Source organism: Arthrobacter sp. Hb9-2, from assembly GCF_059091165.1.
Genome location: NZ_JBNHGJ010000009.1, coordinates 77,860 through 97,933, shown reverse-complemented (window position 1 = coordinate 97,933; position 20,074 = coordinate 77,860). Strand labels below are relative to the sequence as shown.

Below are 20,074 nucleotides of genomic sequence, written 5' to 3'. Positions count from 1 at the left end.
ATACCGCCCTGGCTAGGTCTGCGGGTGCGAGGAGGAATTGTGGCCAGCACTAACGCCACGCGGGCGGCCGGGCGCGGCTCCCCGCTTGAGCACGCCACCGCGGCGGAACCCGCTCCCCCTGCGCCCCGGGTCCCGGCCTCCCAGCGCAGCTCATCAACCCAAGGCGGTTCTTCAACCCAAGGCGGTTCTTCAACCCAGCGCAGCTCATCAACCCAACGAGGCCAGGCGAAGGAGAACCGGCGGCAGGCCCTGCTGTCTGCCGCGGCTTCGCTCTTCGCCGTCAACGGGTTCAACCGCGTGTCCCTCGAGGACCTCGGAGCGGCGGCAGGAGTAAGCGGCCCGGCTGTCTACCGTCATTTTCCCGGGAAGCAGGCGGTCCTCGCCGACCTCCTGGTGACCGTAAGCCAGGAACTCCTCGACGGCGGCCGCGAGGTGGTGGCCCGCAATCCCGATCCTGCATCCGCCCTGCGTTGCCTGGTGGAGTTCCAGGTGGACTTCGCCCTGGGCAAGCCTGACGTTATCCGGGTACAGGACCGGGATTTCAACAACCTGTCCGAAGCGGACCAGGCGGCTGTGCGGACCCTGCAGCTGAGTTATGTCGAGGCCTGGGTGGATGTCCTTGCAAGGCTGCATCCGGACACGGAGATCACGGAGCTCCGGATGCGCGCACATGCCACGTTCGGGCTCATTAATTCGACACCCCACTCGGTGCGCAGCCACGGCCGGAAGATGGCCGCTCAATCCGCCCGTCCCCTGCTCGAGAGCATGGCCCTGGCCGCGCTGCTGGTGGACGCCCCTGAAGCCTCCCCCTAGTGCTCGGGTTTTTGTCCAGATATGCAGGTATGAAACCGTTCGGAACCCTGCATACCTGGACAAAAACTCCCTGGGTTAGACCATTGTGAGGACCATACCGGGTTCCGCGAGGATGGCGCCCACGTCCGCAAGGAAGCGTGACCCCTGCTCCCCGTCAACCAGGCGATGGTCAAAGGACAGGCTCAGCGTGAGCACCTGGCGCAGGGCTACCTCGCCCTGGTACTCCCACGGCATGTTCCGCACGGCCCCCAGCGCAAGGATCGCGGCCTCCCCCGGGTTGAGGATGGGGGTGCCGGCATCGATCCCGAAGACGCCGATGTTGGTGATCGAGATGGTTCCCCCGGACAGGTCGGCCGGCGTGGTCTTGCCGGAGCGGGCTGTCTCGGTGAGTTCGGCCAGCGCCTCGGCGAGCTGCAGCAGGGACAGCGAGTCTGCGTCCTTGATGTTGGGAACGGTCAGTCCCCGTGGTGTTGCAGTGGCGATGCCCAGGTTCACGTAGTTGAACGTCACGATTTCCTGGTTCACCTCGTCCCAGCGCGAGTTGAGGGCCGGGTTCCGCCGCAGGGCGATGAGCACAGCTTTTGCCGCCAAGGTGAGCGGGGTCAGCTTGTGCCCGCTGAATTCGCGGTTGCCCTTCAGCTTGGCCAGCAGCTCCATGGCCGGAGTGACATCCACGGTCAGGAACTCGGTGACATGCGGTGCTGTGAAGGCGCTCGCCACCATGGCGGCCGCCGTGAACTTCCGCACGCCCTTGATGGGCATCCGGGTTTCCCGCTCCCCCTGACGGGCCTGAACCCCGGCCGGCGCTGCTTCAGGTGCTGCGCCGCCGGAACGGCCATCGAGAAAGTGTTGGACGTCCTCACGGGTGATCAGGCCCTCCGGCCCCGTCCCTGCCACCAGGGCCAGATCTACACCCAGGTCCTTGGCGAGCTTACGCACGGGCGGAGTGGACCGCGGGCGCGTTTCGGCAGGCTCGACCCCCGGGGTCCGGGCCTCGACGGGCTTGGTCTCGACAGGCTTCGTTTCGACGGGCTCAGCCACCGGGAAACGGGGTGCACGGGAGTCAACCACCGCACGGAGGTTGCGGAGGCGCCGCGCCGGCCGGGCGGAACTTTCGACGACGGCGCCGTACCCCACCAGGTTAGGTTGCCTCTTGGCTTCCTGCGCCGCCTGCGCCCCCGGTCCCGGCGCCGGGGCTGACGGGGACGAAGCAGGGGCGCCGGGCCCTGGCGAGGGGGTCGCGGCGTCGTCCGATACTTCGAACGAAACGATGGGCTTGCCCACCTCCACGATGGTGCCGGGCTGTTCGTGGAGTTCCCGGATGACCCCTGCGAAAGGGGACGGGAGCTCCACCACGGCCTTGGCGGTTTCCACCTCGGCGATCACCTGGTTGAGGCTGACGGTATCCCCTACCCCAACCTTCCAGCTGAGGATTTCCGATTCAGTAAGCCCTTCGCCCAGGTCCGGGAGCCGGAATTCCTTGATCATGGTGGCGCTCATCCTTCCAGCCCGCTGAGGGAGTTCGGCCGGCCGAGGGCACGGTCCACGCCGTCAAGGATGCGGTCCAGGCCCGGCAGGTGGTGCATTTCAAGCTTGGAGTACGGATACGGGATGTCGAAGCCGGTCACCCGGACAGGGGCCGCCTCAAGGTAGTAGAAGCACCGCTCGGTGATGCTGGCCGCCACCTCCGCGCCGATTCCTCCGGACTGGCCGGCCTCGTGCGTCACCACCAGGCGGCCGGTCTTGCGGACCGAGGCCACGACGGTCTCGTAGTCCACTGGTGCCAGCGAGCGCAGGTCGATGACCTCGATGGAAATCCCCTCGTCTTCGGCTGCCAAGGCGGCGTCCCGGGCGGTCTTGACCAGGGGGCCGTAAGCCACCAAAGTGACATCGGTGCCTTTGGCCAGAACCCTCGCCTGGTCCATGGGCACTGCGGAGAGCGGATCGAGGGACTCGTCCACCTCGCCCTTGTCGTGATAGCGGCGCTTAGGCTCGAAGTACAGGACAGGATCGTCGCAGGAAATGGCCTGCTGGATCACGGTGTGGGCGTCCTGCGGGTTTGAGACTGTCACCACGCGCAGGCCGGAGGTGTGGGTGAAGTAGGCTTCCGGGGATTCCGAATGGTGTTCAGGTGAACCGATGCCGCCGCCGAACGGGACCCGGATGGTGATGGGCATTTTCACCGCCCCGCGTGTCCGGTAGTGGAGCTTGGCCACCTGGCTGACGATCTGGTCGAACGCCGGGTAGATAAAACCGTCGAACTGGATCTCCACAACGGGCCGGTAGCCGCGGTAAGCCAGTCCCACGGCCGTCCCCACGATTGCTGACTCTGCCAGGGGTGTGTCCACCACCCGGTGCTTGCCAAAGTCCTTCTGAAGGCCGTCCGTAATCCTGAAGACGCCACCCAGTGCACCGATGTCCTCGCCCAGGAGGACTACCTTGGGATCGTTCTCCAGGGATTTGCGCAGGCCGGCGTTTATTGCGCGGGAAAAGGTCATCTGGGTCATCAGCGTGCACCTTCTTCTGATACGGCTTCCGCGGGATCACCGAAGGAGGCCAGGTAACGGGCGTAATGGTCCTGCTGCCGGTCCAGCCACGAGTTGGGGGTGCTGTAGACGTGTTTGAAGACGTCCATCGGCTGCGGCTCCGGCATGGTGGTGCAGCCCGTGCGCATGTCCCGGGCTACGGCGTCGGCCTTGTCCTTGACCTGTTGTTTCAGCGCTGCCGTCAGCAGCCCCTTGCGGTCCAGGAGTGCCTCCACCCGGCTGATCGGGTCCTTCGCTGCCCAGTCCTCCAGTTCGTTGGCGTCCCTGTAACGTGTGGGGTCATCAGCCGTGGTGTGCGGACCCATCCGGTAACTGACGGCCTCGATAAACGTGGGACCCCCGCCGCGCCGGGCCCGGTCCAGGGCCACCCTCGTTGCGGCCATCACGGCCAGGACGTCGTTGCCGTCCACCCGTAGGCTCGGGATGCCGAACCCGGCCGCCCTGTCCGCCAGTTGGATGTGCGATTGAAGCCGCACCGGTTCGGAAATGGCCCAGTGGTTGTTGGTGCAGAAGAACACCACCGGCACCTGGAAGCTTGCGGCAAAGACCATTGCCTCGTTGACATCACCCTCGCTGGTGGCTCCGTCGCCGAAGTACGTCACCGCCACGGAATCGGCGCCGTCGTTTTGAATGCCCATGGCATAACCGGTGGCGTGCAGGGTCTGGGCTCCGATAATGATTTGTGGCGTGGCCATATTGATGGAGTACGGGTCCCAACCGGAGGAGGCGTTCCCGCGCCACACCCGGACGATGTCCGTCAGGTCCACTCCCCTGCAGTACGCAACACCGTTCTCGCGGTAGCTTGAGAACACAAAGTCGTCGGTACGGAGGGACCGGCCGGAGCCGACCTGGGCTGCTTCCTGCCCCAGCAGGGGCGGCCACAATGCGAGCTCACCCTGCCTCTGCAGGGCCGTGGCTTCGACGTCGATACGCCGGATGACGGTCATGTCCTCGAACAGCGCGCACAGCTGCTCGTCCGTGATGTCCTGTACCCAGGGGTCGAATTCGGGGTGGCTCACCCGTTCCCCCGACGGAGTAATCAGCTGGACGAGGCCTTTGCCCTGTCCGTGGATGTCCGCCTTGGCAGCCCTATGGGCACCTGTATTAGGGGCACCTGTGCCGTCCTGGCCCGTTTCGTCTGTAGACACGATAGCCGCACCTTCTTACGTCGTTGACCAGCGGTTCCGGGACTTGTGATCCCGCTGGCCGCCGGCCTCCCGGGCGCCGTTGCTCCGGATACTGTGACCATACTCACAATGCTCATTGGGTACAACCACCACGGCGATCACTGAGCACAATGCTCTGTCGGACGGCTCATGACGGTGCTACCGTTGCGCATTATGCAAGCTTTGGATGGCACTGACACCCGCCTTCTGTCCGCCTTGGCGCAGGACCCCCGGCGAACGGTGGTGGCGCTGGCCCAGAAGCTTGGCCTCTCCAGGAATACAGTGCAGGCGCGGATGGCCCAGCTGGAGAAAAAGCACGTCTTTCTTTCCTTCGAACGCAGGATCAATCCGGCTGCGCTCGGGTATCCGTTGATGGCATTCATTTCCGTCCATGTTCAGCAGCAAAAGCTTTCCCGGCTGGCTGCGGACTTGGCGGACGTCCCGGAAATCCTCGAAGGCTACGGGCTCACGGGCTCCGCCGACCTGCTGCTCAGGGTGGTGGCCCTGGATGCCGAAGACCTCTTTCGCATTAACGGGAAAATCCTCGCCTGCGACGGCGTGGACCGGACCGACACCGCCCTGGCGATGGGTGAACTCATTCCCTTCCGGGTGCAGCCCCTGCTGGACCGGGGCCCGCAGGGCACCTAAGCGTGCCGGCAGCCGCCATGAAAGTACGACGGCGGCGGTGCGGGCTATAGGCTGTTGCAAGTTATTCACGGGGTTCGGAGGGCCCCGCAACCAGGCGGCGTCCAGCACGACGCCGGAAAGGCTCCATTTTTGAGCAATCCTCAGGAACCGTACCAGCAGGGGCAGCACCTGGATGCGCCGCAGCAGCCGCCCCTGCCCCCGCAGCAGCTGCCTGGCCAGAGCGTGCCGGCTTACCAGGCTCCTGCCGGCTCGTACCCGGAACCCGGCCCATTCGGGCTGCCCGGCCAGCAGCCGCCAGTGAAAAGCCGCCGGAAACTCTGGATCATCCTGGCGGGCATCGGCGGCGTCCTGCTCCTGGTGGTCCTGGGCATCATCATCCTGGTCACCGTGGTGGGCAGCGCCACCAACCAGGCCAGGGGCCTTGCTGACAGTTTTACCAGGCTGGTCATCAGCGGCCAGAGCTCGCAGGCCTACGATGAGTACCTCGACCCCGCCCTGAAGGAACAGCTGTCCAAGGAAGCGTTTATTACTGGAGTGGGAACGCTGGAGATGAACGACCAGTGCAAGCCGTCCTACAACGACCTCCAGGTGAGCACAGAAAACGGAGTCAAGACCGCGGACGTGGCGGGTGTTATCAGCTGCGAAGGCAAGGAAGTGGATCTGGCGTACCGCTTTGAAGGCACGGACGACCTCAAGATGACCAACATCAAGCTGCGGCCCAAGGCCTAGCTTCCTCAGGCAGGTTCGGCACGCCGTTCCATCAGACCACGCAGACACAAAAGAGCCCCGGCGCCGCAACGCCGAGGCTCTTTCTGTAGTGGCAGGTGACTGGACCGCGGGGGTCTAGTGGTTCACTGCCTTCTCTGCCCCGACTCCCGTGAGGGACCGGACTTCCATTTCGGCCTGCTTGGCGGGATCTTCGTGCTTCTTGTCCAGGACGGTTCCGAGCCAGCCCAGGAAGAACGCCAGCGGAATGGACACGATGCCGGGGTTGCTCAGCGGGAACAGCGCGAAGTTGGCGTCCTTGATCATCGAGGTTGCGCCGCCGGAGACAACCGGCGAGAAGATGATCAGGACAATCGCGGCGCCGAGTCCGCCGTACATGCTCCAGACGGCGCCCTGCGTGGTGAACTTCCGCCAGAACAGGGAGTAGACGATGGTGGGCAGGTTGGCGGAGGCGGCGACGGCGAATGCGAGCGCTACGAGGAACGCCACGTTCTGCCCGTTGGCGAGGATCCCGCCCAGGATGGCCAGGATGCCGATGACCACCACGGTGCGCCGGGCCACCTTGACTTCGGTGTCGGCGTCGGCCTTGCCTTTGGAAATGACACTTGCATAGATGTCGTGGGCAAAGGACGCGGCCGCGGTGATGGTCAGGCCCGCCACGACGGCGAGGATGGTGGCGAAGGCCACGGCCGAGATGAAGCCCAGCAGCAGCGGACCGCCCAGGTAGAAGGCCAGCAGCGGGGCTGCGGCATTCACGCCGCCGGGTGCGCTCCGGATGGTTTCGGGGCCGACGAGTGCGGCTGCACCGTAGCCGAGCACCAGCGTGAAGAGGTAGAAGAGGCCGATCAGCCAGATGGCCCACACCACGGACTTGCGGGCTTCCTTGGCCGTGGGGACGGTGTAGAAGCGCATCAGGACGTGCGGCAGGGCGGCGGTGCCCAGGACCAGCGCGAGGCCCAGGGACATAAAGTCGAGCTTGGAGGTGTCCGTCTTGCCGTACTGCAGGCCCGGGTTGAGGACGGCCGGGTTGTTGGCCGTTTCCACTGCCGCGCCGAGCAGGCTGGAGAGGTTGAAGCCGTAGATCGCCAGGACCCAGAGGGTCATAACGGCGGCTCCGGCGATGAGCAGGACTGCCTTGATGATCTGCACCCAGGTGGTGCCCTTCATGCCGCCGATCAGGACGTACATGATCATCAGGCCGCCGACGACGATAATCACCAACGCCTGGCCGCCCCAGTCGCTGATGCCCAGCAGCAGCGAGACCAGGCTTCCGGCGCCGGCCATCTGCGCCAGGAGGTAGAAGAAGCAGACGGCGAGGGTGGAGATGGCGGCCGCGATGCGGACGGGCCGCTGCTGGAGGCGGAAGGACAGCACATCCGCCATGGTGAACTTGCCCGTATTACGGAGAAGTTCGGCAACGAGCAGCAGCGCGACGAGCCAGGCCACCAGGAAGCCGATGGAGTACATAAAACCGTCGTAGCCGTTGACGGCGATGGCGCCGGTGATACCCAGGAACGAGGCGGCCGAGAGGTAGTCCCCCGCGATGGCGGTTCCGTTCTGCGAGCCGGTGAAGGAGCGGCCGGCCGCGTAATAGTCAGCTGCGGTTTTGTTGTTCCGGCTGGCGCGGAAAACAATCACCATGGTCACGGCGACGAACAGGCCGAAAATGCCCATGTTCAGCAGGGTGCTGTCCTTGAGTGCGGCGACGTCCACCGCTGTGGCGATCCCGATCATTTGTTTACCCCGCCCACTCGGTTGCCGTCCTTATCAAATTCGTGCCCTTCGATCTCGTCGCGGATTTCAGCGGCGATGGGATCCAGCCGCCGGTTGGAGTAGCTGACGTACCAGCTGGTGATTGCAAACGTCGAGACGAACTGGAGCAGGCCCAGGATCAGGCCAACGTTGATGTTGCCCCAGACCTTGGTGGACATAAAGCCCACGGCGTAGTCCGCCAGCAGGACGTAAGCGAAGTACCACAGCAGGAATGCGACTGCCATGGGGAAGACAAAGCTGCGGTGACGCTTGCGCAGTTCCTGGAACTGCTGGGTCGACTGGACCTGTTCAAAGTCCACGGACGCCGCTGCGTCCGGAGTATGGGCATCGTTACCCATCGTTCCTCCTCGTTGAGACTTGCCTGAACACACCCAACGGCGTGCCCGGTAAAAGGGGTACCGCAAATGTGACTGCAATCACTCTGCTTTCTGCCGGGCACCAAATTCCAGAGCCTACCGGTGGGCGGTCGCTCAACGGTCGGGATGCTGCGACAAACGGCACCCGCAGCTACGCTGGGCACCATGCCGGACTCCCCCCTCCTGACCGCCGCGGCTGTTGCCGTGATCGCCATGGCCGTCGCCGTCGTCGTCGGTCTGGGGCTCAAGGTGCTGCGCTCCTTCAGGGACCTCGGCACAGACGCCGAACGCGCCACTTACCACACCCTGCACGCCGCGTCCCAGGCCGGACAGCATCTCCGGCGCGGCCTCAATCCCGCAGGCGCGGCTAAAGCCAGCCGCCAGCTGCGCACGCTGCTGGCCTGCGAGGCATTCGCCATCACCGACACCACCGGAGTTCTTGCCTGGGATGGCGCGGGAGAGGAGCTGAAGCCCGAGTTGATGCGCCTGGCCGAAGGGGTGCTGGCGGGCGGGCGGACTGCGGTGCTTCCAGCAGGGCGCCCCACGGGGCCAGGCGGCGCTCCACGGGACGGTACCGGCGGCCCTCTCGCCGCGGTGATCGCCCCGGTGCGGGCCGGGACGCGGGTCGTGGGCGCCGTCGCTGCCTTCGCGCCGTCGGCGGGTGCGGGACTGGTCCGGGCCACCGGCGAGGTGGCCGACTGGGTGGCCGTGCAGGTGGAGCTCGCGGAGCTGGACGCATCCCGGACCCTGCTGATGGAGGCGGAAGTACGGGCACTCCGCGCCCAGATCAGCCCGCACTTCATCTACAACTCGCTCAACGCGATTGCCTCCTTCATCAACACCGATCCCGCCCGCGCCCGGGAACTGGTGGTGGAGTTCGCCGATTTCACCCGCTACTCCTTCCGCCGGCACGGCGACTTCACCACCCTCGCCGAGGAGCTTCGGTGCATCGACCGCTACCTCCTCCTGGAACGCGCCCGGTTCGGTGAGCGCGTCCAGGTCAGCCTGCGGGTGGCGCCGGAGGTGCTCAGCACCGTCATCCCCTTCCTCAGCCTGCAGCCGCTGGTGGAAAATGCCGTCCGGCACGGGCTGGAGGCCAAGGAAGGGCCTGGGCACATCAGCATCAGCGCGAACGACGCCGGCGCCTTCGCCGAAGTGACCATTGAAGACGACGGCGTGGGCATGGACCCGGCCCAGCTGCAGTCCGTACTGGCCGGCCACACCGACGGCGAGCACGTGGGCCTGCGGAACGTGGACGCCCGCCTCCGCCAGGTCTACGGCAATGACCATGGCCTGGTCATAGACACCGCCCCCGGGGAGGGAACGCTGATAAAAATGCGCGTCCCGAAGTCACAGCCGGGCAACGATGCCTGACGTGCGGAACCGATGAGCGCCCTGGAGCTCGCCCTGATCCGGCTGCGGGCGGCGGAAGCTAACCTAGGAACATGATTAACGTCCTCGTCGTTGACGATGAGCTGCCCGCCGTTGAGGAACTGGCTTTCCTCCTGGGGCGGGACGACCGCATCGGCACCGTCCTCCGCGCCACCTCCGGCAGCGAGGCCCTCCGGGCTTTGGCAGCCGGTCCGGTGGACGCCGTATTCCTGGACATCCATATGCCGGCGGTGTCCGGGCTGGATATTGCGCGCGCCATCTCCGCCAGCAGGAATCCCCCTGCAGTGGTCTTTGTAACCGCGGACGAGGACCACGCGCTGAAGGCCTTCGAACTCGCCGCCGTGGACTACCTGCTCAAGCCGGTCCGGGCCGAACGGCTTGCACGATCGGTGGGACGGATCAGCGAACTGCGCGACGGCGGTACGGCGCCTGAGATGATCACCGTCGACCAAGGCGGTACCACCAGGATGATCAGGCGTGACGACGTCACATACGTCCAGGCCCAAGGCGACTACGCAAGGCTGCACACCGCCGATGCGAGCTACCTGATCAGGGTGCCCCTGGCCGACCTCGAGCAGCAGTGGGCGGACGCCGGGTTCATCCGGACGCACCGCTCCTACCTCGTTGCCCTGAAGCATGTGACGTCCATGAAGCTGGCTGCGGACGGGCCCAGTGTCACCGTTGCAGGTGCCGGCCTTCCCATCAGCCGGCGCCACCTTCCAACGGTGCGGGAGAAGCTGGGCGCCACCCGGATCAGGCCGCACGCATGACGAGGGTTCGCGTCACTGCACCGCGCTCCGCGGCGCTTCCTCCGAGGGACAGCCGCGAAGCGGCGCAGGACTCCGAGGTGGGACAGGTCTTCGTCCGGTCCCTGATCCGTTCCCAGCTGCGGCTGGCCCTGGTAGTCGCCGGCGGTTTCCTGCTGATCCTTGGCGCATTTCCGCTGCTGCTGGCCGTGGTTCCCGGCCTGACGGAGACGCGTATAGCGGGTATCCCCTTCGACTGGATTCTCCTGGGGGCAGGCATTTACCCGCTGATCGGGCTGAGTGCCTGGCTGTACGTCCGGACTGCCACCCGCAATGAGGCGCGGTACCGGGACCTGGCTAAGGACCAGTGACGGAACCATGAATCCAGGCGTGGCCGTAGCCGCGCTCGCAGTGGTGTCCGTGGCCACCGCGGTCATCGGCTTCTATGGCCTGCGGATCTCGCGGACCACGGGCGATTTCTATGTTGCTTCCCGGACTGTCCGGCCCTGGTGGAATGCCTCGGCCATCGGCGGCGAGTACCTCTCTGCGGCAAGCTTCCTCGGGGTTGCCGGCCTCATCCTGTTGTCCGGGACGGACGCCCTGTGGTTTCCGGTGGGCTACACCGCCGGCTACCTGATGCTGTTGCTCTTTGTTGCGGCCCCGCTGCGGCGCTCCGGTGCGTACACAATTCCCGACTTTACTGAGGCCAGGCTGGATTCCCGGGCTGTCCGGAAGGTCACCAGCCTGGTGGTGGTGTTGGTGGGCTGGCTGTACATTGTGCCGCAGCTCCACGGCGCTGCTTTGACCATCCGGATCACCACCGGGTTGCCGTCCTGGGTGGGATCGGTGGCTGTGGTGATTGTTGTGTGCCTGACGGTGGTTGCCGGCGGCATGCGTTCGATCACCTTTGTCCAGGCTTTCCAGTACTGGCTCAAGCTCACGGCCTTGGCGGTTCCCATCCTGTTCATCATCTTTATGCTGGCTGGAAACGGGACTCCTGCCCTGTCTCCGCCTGCCGTGAACCCCACGAATCTTGCCCCCGCCGGGCTGTACCAGAACGTGTCGTTGCTGGTGGCCCTGCTCTTCGGCACCCTCGGGCTGCCCCACGTGCTGGTCCGCTTCTACACCAACCCGGACGGGCAGTCTGCCCGACGGACAACGCTGATTGTCCTGGGCCTGCTGTCCGTGTTCTACCTGTTTCCTACGGCCTATGGACTTGTGGGCAGGATGTTTGCGCCCGGACTCGCCCGCGCCAACCAGGCCGATGCCATGGTGCTGCTGCTCCCCGGCGAACTGGTGGGCGGTGCCGCCGGCGATCTGCTGTCAGCCTGTGTGGTGGCGGGCGCCTTTGCCGCTTTCCTCTCCACCACGTCCGGCTTGGTGGTATCCCTTGCCGGCGTCATCAGCCAGGACGTCCTGGGCGCCGGGGTTGGCGGCTTCCGGCTGGCGGCGGTGATCTCCATCGTGGTGCCCCTGGGGTTCGCCCTCATGACGGATTCGCTGGCCCTGGCCGGAAGTGTGGGTTTGGTTTTCGCGTTCACCGCGTCCACTGTCTGCCCGGTGCTGCTGCTCGGCATCTGGTGGCGGGGACTGACAGACGCCGGCGCCATCGCCGGGATGGTGACGGGCGGCGTTCTCTGCGGCGGCGCGATGATTGCGGGCTCCGTAGCGGGCGCCAACAACCTCGCGCCCTGGCTGGCCCAGCCTGCAGCATGGACAGTGCCGGCGGCCTTCGCAGTGATGGTCCTGGTTTCCCGCGCCACCGTTCAGCGGGTCCCGAAGACCATGCCCCGGGTGATGACCCGCCTCCACACTCCGGAACGGCCACTCGCCACCGAAAGATGACCCCGCGATAGTTCTCCCCCGACACCGCCGGTGGGAGCCTGAAGACGGGTCAGTCGATGGCTGCCATCAGCTCAACCACACGGTCCAGGAAGGCGTCCACCTGGGTTTCCTCGTACCCCTCCCGGCCAACGGCGGGACGGAAAACTGCGCGGCGGATGTTGTCGACGCTGAGCGGCTTGTCCTGTTCGAGATAGGCGATGAGTTCGTGGCACAGCCGGTCGACGTCGGCCGTGTTGTAGCTCCGCACTTTCTTCTTCGCCGGACGGCGGAAGCGGTCGCCGTCCGGGCGGTGCAGCCGGCCGCGGAGGATGCCGGACAGGTTCCCAATCTCCCGCAGCCAGGCTTCCTCACCGTGGGCAGCGATCAGCTCGTCCCGCTCGCGGCGGGCGAAGGCGTCTTCGAGGCGGTCCAGTGCTGCGTCCACGACGGCAGCGGAGTAACCGCCTTTAACGGGGTCGAAGGAAACTGCCCTGACAACGGCACTGGTGACAGGCTGCGCCGCAGCCTCCGGGGTTTCAAGTGACACCCGCGCCCGCTGCAGGAACTCGTCCACCTGCTTGGCGTTATAGCCGTAATCGCTGCGCTGCACGCGCTCAAAGGACGCAGGGATTTGCCGATGAATGTCCAATGCCACTTTTGATTCCTTCGATGCTCTTCAAGCCGTTACTCTGCACCAGTCTATTGGCGCCTGGGCCCGGCGGGGGTTGTGTGTCAGGCCCCGGAAACGAGCCCATACAGGACAAAGGCTGCCGGGGCTGCAAAAACGATGGAGTCCAGCCGGTCCATCACGCCGCCATGTCCCGGCAGGATGCTGCTCATGTCCTTGACGCCCAGTTCGCGTTTCACCATCGACTCGGCCAGGTCACCTGCCGTGGAAGCCGCCACCAACCCCACCGCCAAAACCACGCCCACCCACCAGGGCTTGTCCAGCACAAAGAGGCTCGCAAGGATGCCGATCAGGATCGCGCCGCCGATGGAACCGGCAAATCCTTCCCAGGATTTCTTTGGGCTGATCTTGGGCGCCATCGGATGCTTGCCCAGGGAGGCGCCCACCAGGTACCCGAAGGTGTCGTTGGACACCACCAGCAGCAGCATCACCGCCACCTGCCATGCTCCGTCAGGAATTGTTCCTCCCGGCCAAAGGCCCAACGGAGTAGCGCCGCCCGAAGCGTGCAGCGGGAGCGCCGCGAAGCTGATGAAGAACGGCACCCAGCCCAACGTGAAGACACCTGCGAAGATGCTGTTGGCCGAGCCCGCAGCGCTTTCGATGGAACGCCACAACAGCACTGCCACCGAACTGAGCAGCATCGCAAAGAGCAGGCTTTCGATCCCGCCGAGGTAGGCGGCAAATGGCATGGCCACTGTTCCGGTCATGACCGGAACAATGGGCATCCTGGTGCCGTTCGCCTCCAGGGCGCGGTAAATTTCCCACACCCCAAAAACAGCGAACGAAGTGGTGACCGCAACAAATCCGAGCGGGAGGAACAGCAGTCCGCCGAGCACTGCGAAGAGCATGGCCAGACCCACCACCACCGCGGCCGGAAGGTTCCGGCCGGCCTTCGGCGTGGGGTTGGTCCTGGGCTGCTTCCCCCGTTTGCGCGCCCGTTGTGCCGGGGCCTGCTCTGCCTGGCCCATCAGACTTCGAGCAGCTCTGCTTCCTTGCGCTTGAGCAGCTCGTCGATGCCGTCCACGTGCGCCTTGGTGAGGCCGTCCAGTTCCTTTTCGGCGCGGGTGCCCTCATCCTCGCCGGCCTCGCCGTCCTTGACCAGCTTGTCCAGGGTTTCCTTGGCCTTCCGGCGGATGTTGCGGATGGAGACCTTGGCGTCCTCACCCTTGGTCTTGACGATCTTGACGTACTCCTTGCGGCGTTCCTTCGTCAGCTCGGGAATGGTGATCCGGATGACGTTGCCGTCGTTGGACGGGTTGGCGCCGACTTCGGAGTCGCTGAGCGCCCGTTCAATGTCGCGCAGGGCGGTCTTGTCGAACGGGGTGATGAGGATGGTGCGGGCGTCCGGGATGGCGAAGGACGCGAGCTGCTGCAGCGGGGTCGGGGAACCGTAGTATTCCACCAGGACCTTGTTGTAGAGTCCCGGGTTTGCGCGGCCGGTACGGACGGCAGCGAAGTCTTCCTTGGCTACCTCAACGGCCTTGTCCATCTTTTCTTCGGCTTCGAGCAAGGTTTCTTCGATCACGGTCTCTCCTGACGATTCTGGTGCAGTCCGGGACGCCGGGTCCATGCACAAACGTGGTTCTCTGTTGCTGCTTCCGCCCCTGGTCCCGAAAGGCAGGGGCGGAACTGTCCTGAAAACATCCTAGCCGTAGCTAGGCGGTAACCAGGGTGCCCAGCTTTTCGCCCAGGATGGCCCGGGTAACGTTGCCTTCACCCTCCATGCCAAAGACCACCATCGAGAGATTATTGTCCTTGCACATGGTCATCGCCGTCTGGTCCATCACGCGGATGTCGCGGCGGAGGGCATCGTCATAGCTGAGGGTTTCGAGCCGCTCGGCGGAGGGGTCCTTCTTCGGATCTGCCGTGTAGACGGCGTCCACACCGCTCTTGGCCATCAGGACGACGTCGGCATGGACTTCGAGTGCACGCTGGGCGGCAACGGTGTCGGTGGAGAAGTACGGCAGGCCGGCCCCGGCGCCGAAGATGACCACGCGGCCCTTTTCCATGTGCCGGATGGCGCGGCGGGGAATGTAGGCTTCGGCTACCTGCCCCATGGTGATGGCGCTCTGGACGCGGGTTTCGACGCCGGCCTGCTCCAGGAAGTCCTGCAGGGCCAGGCAGTTCATCACCGTTCCGAGCATGCCCATGTAGTCGGCCCTTGAGCGGTCCATGCCGCTCTGGGAGAGTTCTGCCCCGCGGAAGAAATTGCCGCCGCCAACCACGATCGCCACTTCCACCTGGGGGACGGCGGCCGCGATCTGCTTGGCGACATCGCGGACAGTTTCCGGGTCGACACCAAGCTTCCCGCCGCCGAAGACCTCGCCGGAAAGCTTCAGGAGGACCCGGCGTCGACTTTTCTCTGGCTGGATTACAGTGTTGACGGCTTCCATGATGCCTTCCCGTTGGTGAGTCTGAAAAAAGGTTATCCTGCTGGGGCCAATGCCCGGAACCGGCCCCGTGCATGCAAAAGGGGCGGCCACCGAAGTGGCCACCCCCTTGCAGTTTCGACTAGGAGCCGACGCGGAAACGCGTGAACGCAGTTCCCTTGACACCGGCCTCTTCGAGGACCTGTGCCACGGACTTCTTGGCGTCCTTCGCGAATGCCTGGTCAACCAGGACCTCACCCTTGTAGAAGCCGGTCACGCGACCTTCGACGATCTCGGTGAGTGCGGCTTCGGGCTTGCCCTCGGCCTTGGCGGTCTCTTCGGCGATGCGGCGCTCGGACTCAACCAGCTCCGACGGAACGTCGTCGCGGGTCAGGTAGTTCGGCGCCATGGCAGCAATGTGGACTGCAACATCGTGGGCGGCAGTGGCAGCGGTTTCGCCTTCACCGTCAACGGCGAACAGCACGCCAACCTGGGCCGGGAGGTCCTTGGAGGTCTTGTGCAGGTAAGCGTCAACCGTTGCGCCCTCGACGCGGGAGATGCGGCGTACAACAACCTTCTCACCCAGGACAGCGCCTTCTTCGACGACGACCTCGGAGAGCGGCTTGCCGTCAACTTCGGTGGCGAGCAGGGTCTCGAGGTCGGCTGCGCCGGACTCAACGGCAACGGCCAGGACCTTGTCAGCCAGCTGGATGAACTTGTCAGCCTTGGCCACGAAGTCGGTCTCGCAGTTGACCTCGATCATAACGCCGACGCCGTTGCTGACCTTTGCGGCCACCAGGCCTTCAGCGGTGGAGCGGCCCTCGCGCTTGGTAGCACCCTTGAGGCCCTTGATGCGGATGATTTCGATGGCCTTCTCGGCGTCACCGTTGGCTTCGTCAAGAGCCTTCTTGACATCCATCATGCCGGCGCCGGTGCGCTCGCGCAGGGCCTTGATGTCCGCGGCAGTGTAGTTCGCCATGTGAACCCCTCTGTCTAGAAATTTGTTGTGGTGTACGGACCGACAGGACAGCAGCCCACGTGGTGGGCCGCCATCCTGTCAGCAGCTCCGGCACCGCAGGCGGCGCCGGAGAATCCGGATTTACTTGTGTTACTTGGCGTCTTCAGCCGGAGCAGCGTCTTCTGCTGGAGCAGCTGCCTCGGCAGCAGCCGGTGCTTCAGCTTCCTCGGCGGGAGCAGCGGGAGCAGCAGCTTCTTCAGCCTTGCTGCCTTCGAGGAGCTCGCGCTCCCACTCGGCCAGCGGCTCTTCCGGAGCTTCGGTGGTGCCGGTGGCGCGGTTGTTGCGGGCGATGAGGCCTTCGGCAACGGCGTCGGCAACAACGCGGGTCAGGAGGTTCACGGAGCGGATGGCGTCATCGTTGCCCGGGATCGGGAAGTCGACCTCGTCCGGATCGCAGTTGGTGTCCAGGATGGCCACAACGGGGATGTTCAGCTTCTTGGCCTCGTCAACGGCGAGGTGCTCCTTCTTGGTGTCCACGATCCACAGCACGGAGGGTGCCTTGGTGAGGTTGCGGATACCGCCGAGGTTGGACTCGAGCTTGGTGAGTTCACGCTTGAGGAGCAGGAGCTCCTTCTTGGTGTACGCGGAGCCGGCGACGTCGTCGAAGTCGATCTCTTCGAGTTCCTTCATGCGCTGGATGCGCTTGGCGACCGTCTGGAAGTTGGTCAGCATACCGCCGAGCCAACGCTGGTTCACGTAGGGCTGGCCGACGCGGGTTGCCTGCTCGGCAATCGCTTCCTGGGCCTGCTTCTTGGTGCCGACGAAGAGGACGGTGCCACCGTGTGCAACGGTGGCCTTCACGAACTCGTAGGCGCGGTCGATGTAGGACAGCGACTGCTGAAGGTCGATGATGTAGATGCCGTTGCGCTCGGTGAAGATGAAGCGCTTCATCTTCGGGTTCCAACGGCGGGTCTGGTGTCCAAAGTGGACGCCGCTGTCAAGCAGCTGGCGCATAGTTACGACGGGCATGCCGACGCTCCTTCCGGCAGGTCATTCATGAGAAAGCCCCAAGGCTTCTTACCCTGCCAATAGTTGACGGTTGATTAGCGTGGCCCGGGCGGGCCGTGCTCCTGGCATCCATCGCGCTTCTCATCAGCACCCGGGGGCGCTGACCGCAAGAAGCATGATCCTCCACTGGAGGGCTGGATGCGCGTAGTCAGCTGCCGCTCCCCCACACTCCTGAATGAGACGTGCCGACGCAAACCAGGACAGGGGCGTATACCGTTGGAAAAACCGTTGGGATAGCCGCCGGACGGAAAGCGTTGAGGGCGCAGCAAACTGCTCCATCAAGTGTACTACAGGCGCCCGCACCCGGAGGACAGCAACGACGCCGGCCGGCAGCCTTATCCACATAGGCCAACCTGCCCCTGCCGGCCCTTTTCGAACCGGCGCAGGCTGGGCATATGACACCACCGGCACTGCTTGCAGCCCTGCTCCTGCTGCCCGCTTCGCTTACCCCCACCGGGGAGACGCTGGCCTTCGCTCCGGTACCCACGCGCACGGAGGCGGCACCCTCCTGGCAGTGGCCGTTCTCCCCCCGCCCGCCCATTGTGCGGGACTTCGACCCGCCGCCCAAGCCATGGCTCAGCGGCCACCGCGGCGTGGACCTGGGAACAGCGTCCGACGGCGTCCAGGTCACCTCGCCGGCGGCGGGCACCGTGAGCTTCGTGGGAGTTGTGGTGGACCGGCCGGTCATTACCATCGACCATGGCAACGGCCTTCGCAGCAGCTTTGAACCGGTAGAGAGCAGCCTCGCGGCCGGCAGCGCGGTGGGCGCGGGCCAGACGATCGGCACGGTCCTCCCCGGCCATTGCCCTGCCGCTTCGTGCGTTCACTGGGGCGTTCGGCGCGGCGAGGACTACGTGAATCCGCTGCAGTTTGTGATGGACCTGCGGCCATCCATCCTGCTGCCGCTCGGAGCGCCGCCATAGGGCCCGGACAGTGCAGGCGGGACCGGATGGAGGCGCCTCAGACGATGGCGGAGATACCGGTGATCGCCCGGCCGGTCACCAGGGTGTTGATTTCGTGCGTCCCCTCATAGGAATAAATGGCTTCGGCGTCGGCGAAGATCTTGGCCATTTCGAAGTCGGTCACGATGCCGTTGCCGCCCAGGAGGTTCCGGCCGATAGCCACGCTTTCACGCATCCTTGCGGTGGTGAAGGCTTTCGCCAGGGCGGACTGCTCGTCCTTGGCCGTGCCGGCGTCCTCCAGCTGGGACAACCTCACCATCATGCCCATGGAACTGACGGCGTTGCCCAGGATCTGCACCAGCTGGCTTTGGACGAGCTGGAAGGAGGCCAGCGGCCGGCCGAACTGGTGACGCTCGACGGCATAGCGCCGGGCTACATCGAAGGCGGCCAGCTGCTGCCCCACGGCCTGCCAGGCGACACCGAGGCGCGTGACTTTCAGGACTTTGTTGACGTCCCGGAAACTGTTGGCGTGGGCGAGCTTGCAGAAGTCAGGCACCACCACATTGTCCAGCGTGATATCGGCGTTTTGGACGGTGCGGAGTGCAATTTTGTTCTCGATCTTCTCCGCACTGAAACCCTCCAGCGTGGTCTCTACCAGGAAGCCCTTGACCTTGTTATCGTCCAGGTCCCGCGCATAGATGACTACCCAGTCCGAGAAGGTGGCGTTCCCAATCCAGCGCTTGGCGCCGTTCAGGATCCACGTTTCACCTTCGCGGCGTGCCGTAGTCCGTGTTCCGCCGGCCACGTCGGAGCCTCCGAGGGGCTCGGTCAGGCCAAAGGCGCCGATCTTCTTGAGCGCGTAGATGTCCGGCAGCCACGCGTCCTTCTGCTCCTGGGAGGCCAGCGCTTCGATGGAACCGGTGAAGAGACCGTCGTGGACGCCCATGAAGGTGGAGATGGACGCATCAGCGCGCGTCACCTCGGCGTGCATCAGGCCCGCAAACAGGTTGGAGTGGCCCTGCCTGCGCACCGGACTGACCAGGTCGATGTCCGCCAGCTTCGGAATCAGGTCCATGGGAAATTCGCCGCGGTTCCAGAAGTCAACAGCGATGGGACGGACCTCGCGGGCCAGGAAATCCCGGACCTCTGCCAGCCGGTCCTGCTCCTTTCCGCTCAGCAACTGCACGAAGGAATAGAAGTCGCCATCGGCGTAGGGAAGGTTGTTGAGGTCGGCGGCAGGAGTGGACATGGTTACCTCGCAGGTGATCAGCGGTGATCGGGGCTCTCCGGAAGGAGCACCGTATGTTACTGCTCAGTAACATACCTCAGATCGGAGGCTTAGGAAACAAGAACCTGCTCGCGCTCAAATGCCCCAAGCGGAAACACGTCGCTGTCCTTCTTGGCGTCGCTGGGAAGTGGTTTGCCCACAAGGGCAACGGCACATGCCCGCCCCCTGCCTCTTTGGCTCGGCAGGAGCTGCCCGACGAGGGGCGGTGGCCCGATACGCCCAGAAAGTTAACGACCGGCCAACGTCGCGCTAAGACCCATCATCGGCTGCTTCCCCGGCCGCTATCCGCTCAGCAGTGACCCGGTATGCCTGCTCGATGTAGTCCTCCAGATCCCTGGCAGCTACGCGCCAGGTACGGTGGACGCCGATCTGCAACCCCCGCAACTCACCCGCCGTCAACAGTTGGCGGACAGTCGGCTCACGTATAGCCAACTCCTCGGCTACCTGCTCAACCGTCAGGAACCTCGAGCGCTTCGGCACTACTTCATTAGTTACAGTCATCAGGCCACCATAACCAAGGTCAGGGGGCCTTGGAACTACTCGGCACCATCACCGATTCGGGCGTCAGGCGACAGAGGTAGTTCCATGAACTCATACAACTCCCGCCATGCGTTATCCAGGCGCATCTCAGCCAGGACGACCTCCTCCTTGCCTGCAGCCGTGCCGCGCTGCCGCAACTCTTGGAGCTCGTTGTACAACGCCTCAACCTGGTCCAACCGCTTTTTAAACTCCATGTCAGCCATCGCAAAAGACTAACCGACCAGCCGTGAGAGTGGGCGTCGTGCCGGTGCTGACTTATACAGGCAGTCTT

General features: G+C 64.8%; 22 protein-coding genes. 8 read left to right on the top strand and 14 right to left on the bottom strand.

From position 1 onward, the window contains the following. The first annotated feature begins 39 nt into the window (after positions 1-39). On the top strand, positions 40-813 hold the full coding sequence (locus AC5RV1_RS07640) for an SACE_7040 family transcriptional regulator (protein WP_493994088.1): 774 nt from the start codon (positions 40-42) through the stop codon (positions 811-813). A gap of 75 nt (positions 814-888) precedes the next feature. Here the strand turns inward: AC5RV1_RS07640 and AC5RV1_RS07635 are convergent, their stop codons facing one another. The 3 genes from AC5RV1_RS07635 to pdhA are packed head-to-tail and all read right to left on the bottom strand — an operon-like array spanning position 889 to position 4,507. Then, on the bottom strand, positions 889-2,313 hold the full coding sequence (locus tag AC5RV1_RS07635; RefSeq protein ID WP_493994087.1) for a dihydrolipoamide acetyltransferase family protein: 1,425 nt from the start codon (positions 2,311-2,313) through the stop codon (positions 889-891). Beyond that, positions 2,310-3,320, bottom strand: coding sequence for an alpha-ketoacid dehydrogenase subunit beta (locus AC5RV1_RS07630; RefSeq protein WP_493994086.1), 1,011 nt, complete (start codon positions 3,318-3,320; stop codon positions 2,310-2,312). Before AC5RV1_RS07630 ends, AC5RV1_RS07635 begins: the two co-directional genes overlap by 4 nt. After that, entirely contained in the window at positions 3,320-4,507 is a 1,188-nt protein-coding gene (gene pdhA / locus AC5RV1_RS07625; protein ID WP_493994085.1) for a pyruvate dehydrogenase (acetyl-transferring) E1 component subunit alpha, read from the bottom strand. The genes AC5RV1_RS07630 and pdhA overlap by 1 nt, the downstream gene beginning before the upstream one ends. Before the next feature lie 192 nt (positions 4,508-4,699). On the opposite strand from pdhA, the gene AC5RV1_RS07620 reads away from it, so the two are divergent. Then, positions 4,700-5,173, top strand: coding sequence for an Lrp/AsnC family transcriptional regulator (locus tag AC5RV1_RS07620; RefSeq protein WP_493947296.1), 474 nt, complete (start codon positions 4,700-4,702; stop codon positions 5,171-5,173). A gap of 129 nt (positions 5,174-5,302) precedes the next feature. After that, positions 5,303-5,902: a hypothetical protein gene (locus AC5RV1_RS07615; RefSeq protein ID WP_493994084.1), complete on the top strand. Its 600-nt coding sequence runs from the start codon at positions 5,303-5,305 to the stop codon at positions 5,900-5,902. A 114-nt stretch (positions 5,903-6,016) separates the two neighbouring features. Here the strand turns inward: AC5RV1_RS07615 and AC5RV1_RS07610 are convergent, their stop codons facing one another. Continuing rightward, positions 6,017-7,633 (bottom strand): monocarboxylic acid transporter, encoded by a 1,617-nt coding sequence (locus tag AC5RV1_RS07610; RefSeq protein ID WP_493947298.1) that lies wholly within the window; start codon positions 7,631-7,633, stop codon positions 6,017-6,019. Continuing rightward, on the bottom strand, positions 7,630-8,010 hold the full coding sequence (locus AC5RV1_RS07605) for a DUF485 domain-containing protein (RefSeq protein ID WP_163164424.1): 381 nt from the start codon (positions 8,008-8,010) through the stop codon (positions 7,630-7,632). The genes AC5RV1_RS07610 and AC5RV1_RS07605 overlap by 4 nt, the downstream gene beginning before the upstream one ends. A gap of 183 nt (positions 8,011-8,193) precedes the next feature. On the opposite strand from AC5RV1_RS07605, the gene AC5RV1_RS07600 reads away from it, so the two are divergent. The 4 genes from AC5RV1_RS07600 to AC5RV1_RS07585 all read left to right on the top strand — a co-directional run bounded on the left by AC5RV1_RS07600 (position 8,194) and on the right by AC5RV1_RS07585 (position 12,011). Beyond that, complete coding sequence (locus AC5RV1_RS07600; protein ID WP_493947299.1) at positions 8,194-9,402, top strand: sensor histidine kinase; 1,209 nt, start codon at positions 8,194-8,196, stop codon at positions 9,400-9,402. 71 nt (positions 9,403-9,473) lie between these two features. Further along, positions 9,474-10,190 carry a LytR/AlgR family response regulator transcription factor gene (locus AC5RV1_RS07595; protein ID WP_163164420.1) on the top strand — a complete coding sequence of 239 codons (717 nt, stop codon included), beginning with the start codon at positions 9,474-9,476 and terminating at the stop codon, positions 10,188-10,190. Continuing rightward, entirely contained in the window at positions 10,187-10,537 is a 351-nt protein-coding gene (locus AC5RV1_RS07590) for a DUF485 domain-containing protein (RefSeq protein WP_163164418.1), read from the top strand. Before AC5RV1_RS07595 ends, AC5RV1_RS07590 begins: the two co-directional genes overlap by 4 nt. Before the next feature lie 7 nt (positions 10,538-10,544). Next, positions 10,545-12,011, top strand: coding sequence for a sodium/solute symporter (locus AC5RV1_RS07585; RefSeq protein ID WP_493947300.1), 1,467 nt, complete (start codon positions 10,545-10,547; stop codon positions 12,009-12,011). Positions 12,012-12,060: 49 nt separating this feature from the next. Here the strand turns inward: AC5RV1_RS07585 and AC5RV1_RS07580 are convergent, their stop codons facing one another. The 6 genes from AC5RV1_RS07580 to rpsB form a co-directional block, all read right to left on the bottom strand. Continuing rightward, complete coding sequence (locus AC5RV1_RS07580; RefSeq protein WP_493994083.1) at positions 12,061-12,645, bottom strand: DivIVA domain-containing protein; 585 nt, start codon at positions 12,643-12,645, stop codon at positions 12,061-12,063. Between the two features lie 77 nt (positions 12,646-12,722). Then, entirely contained in the window at positions 12,723-13,646 is a 924-nt protein-coding gene (locus AC5RV1_RS07575) for a phosphatidate cytidylyltransferase (protein WP_493994082.1), read from the bottom strand. Next, a complete protein-coding gene (frr, locus tag AC5RV1_RS07570; protein WP_163164410.1) occupies positions 13,646-14,203 on the bottom strand; it encodes a ribosome recycling factor in 558 nt (185 codons plus the stop codon). The genes AC5RV1_RS07575 and frr overlap by 1 nt, the downstream gene beginning before the upstream one ends. 130 nt (positions 14,204-14,333) lie before the next feature. Then, positions 14,334-15,071 carry a UMP kinase gene (gene pyrH, locus AC5RV1_RS07565; protein WP_163164408.1) on the bottom strand — a complete coding sequence of 246 codons (738 nt, stop codon included), beginning with the start codon at positions 15,069-15,071 and terminating at the stop codon, positions 14,334-14,336. Positions 15,072-15,189: 118 nt separating this feature from the next. Further along, a complete protein-coding gene (tsf, locus tag AC5RV1_RS07560; RefSeq protein ID WP_493994081.1) occupies positions 15,190-16,026 on the bottom strand; it encodes a translation elongation factor Ts in 837 nt (278 codons plus the stop codon). Positions 16,027-16,155: 129 nt separating this feature from the next. After that, positions 16,156-17,034, bottom strand: coding sequence for a 30S ribosomal protein S2 (rpsB, locus tag AC5RV1_RS07555; protein ID WP_493947304.1), 879 nt, complete (start codon positions 17,032-17,034; stop codon positions 16,156-16,158). Positions 17,035-17,468: 434 nt separating this feature from the next. On the opposite strand from rpsB, the gene AC5RV1_RS07550 reads away from it, so the two are divergent. Further along, positions 17,469-17,996, top strand: coding sequence for a M23 family metallopeptidase (locus AC5RV1_RS07550; RefSeq protein WP_493994080.1), 528 nt, complete (start codon positions 17,469-17,471; stop codon positions 17,994-17,996). A 37-nt stretch (positions 17,997-18,033) separates the two neighbouring features. Here the strand turns inward: AC5RV1_RS07550 and AC5RV1_RS07545 are convergent, their stop codons facing one another. The 3 genes from AC5RV1_RS07545 to AC5RV1_RS07535 all read right to left on the bottom strand — a co-directional run bounded on the left by AC5RV1_RS07545 (position 18,034) and on the right by AC5RV1_RS07535 (position 20,006). Continuing rightward, positions 18,034-19,224, bottom strand: coding sequence for an acyl-CoA dehydrogenase family protein (locus AC5RV1_RS07545; RefSeq protein WP_493994079.1), 1,191 nt, complete (start codon positions 19,222-19,224; stop codon positions 18,034-18,036). Positions 19,225-19,512: 288 nt separating this feature from the next. Then, positions 19,513-19,764, bottom strand: a complete 252-nt coding sequence (locus AC5RV1_RS07540; protein WP_493994078.1) for a helix-turn-helix domain-containing protein — start codon at positions 19,762-19,764, stop codon at positions 19,513-19,515. Between the two features lie 35 nt (positions 19,765-19,799). After that, complete coding sequence (locus AC5RV1_RS07535) at positions 19,800-20,006, bottom strand: hypothetical protein (protein WP_493947308.1); 207 nt, start codon at positions 20,004-20,006, stop codon at positions 19,800-19,802. Positions 20,007-20,074 lie beyond the last annotated feature (68 nt).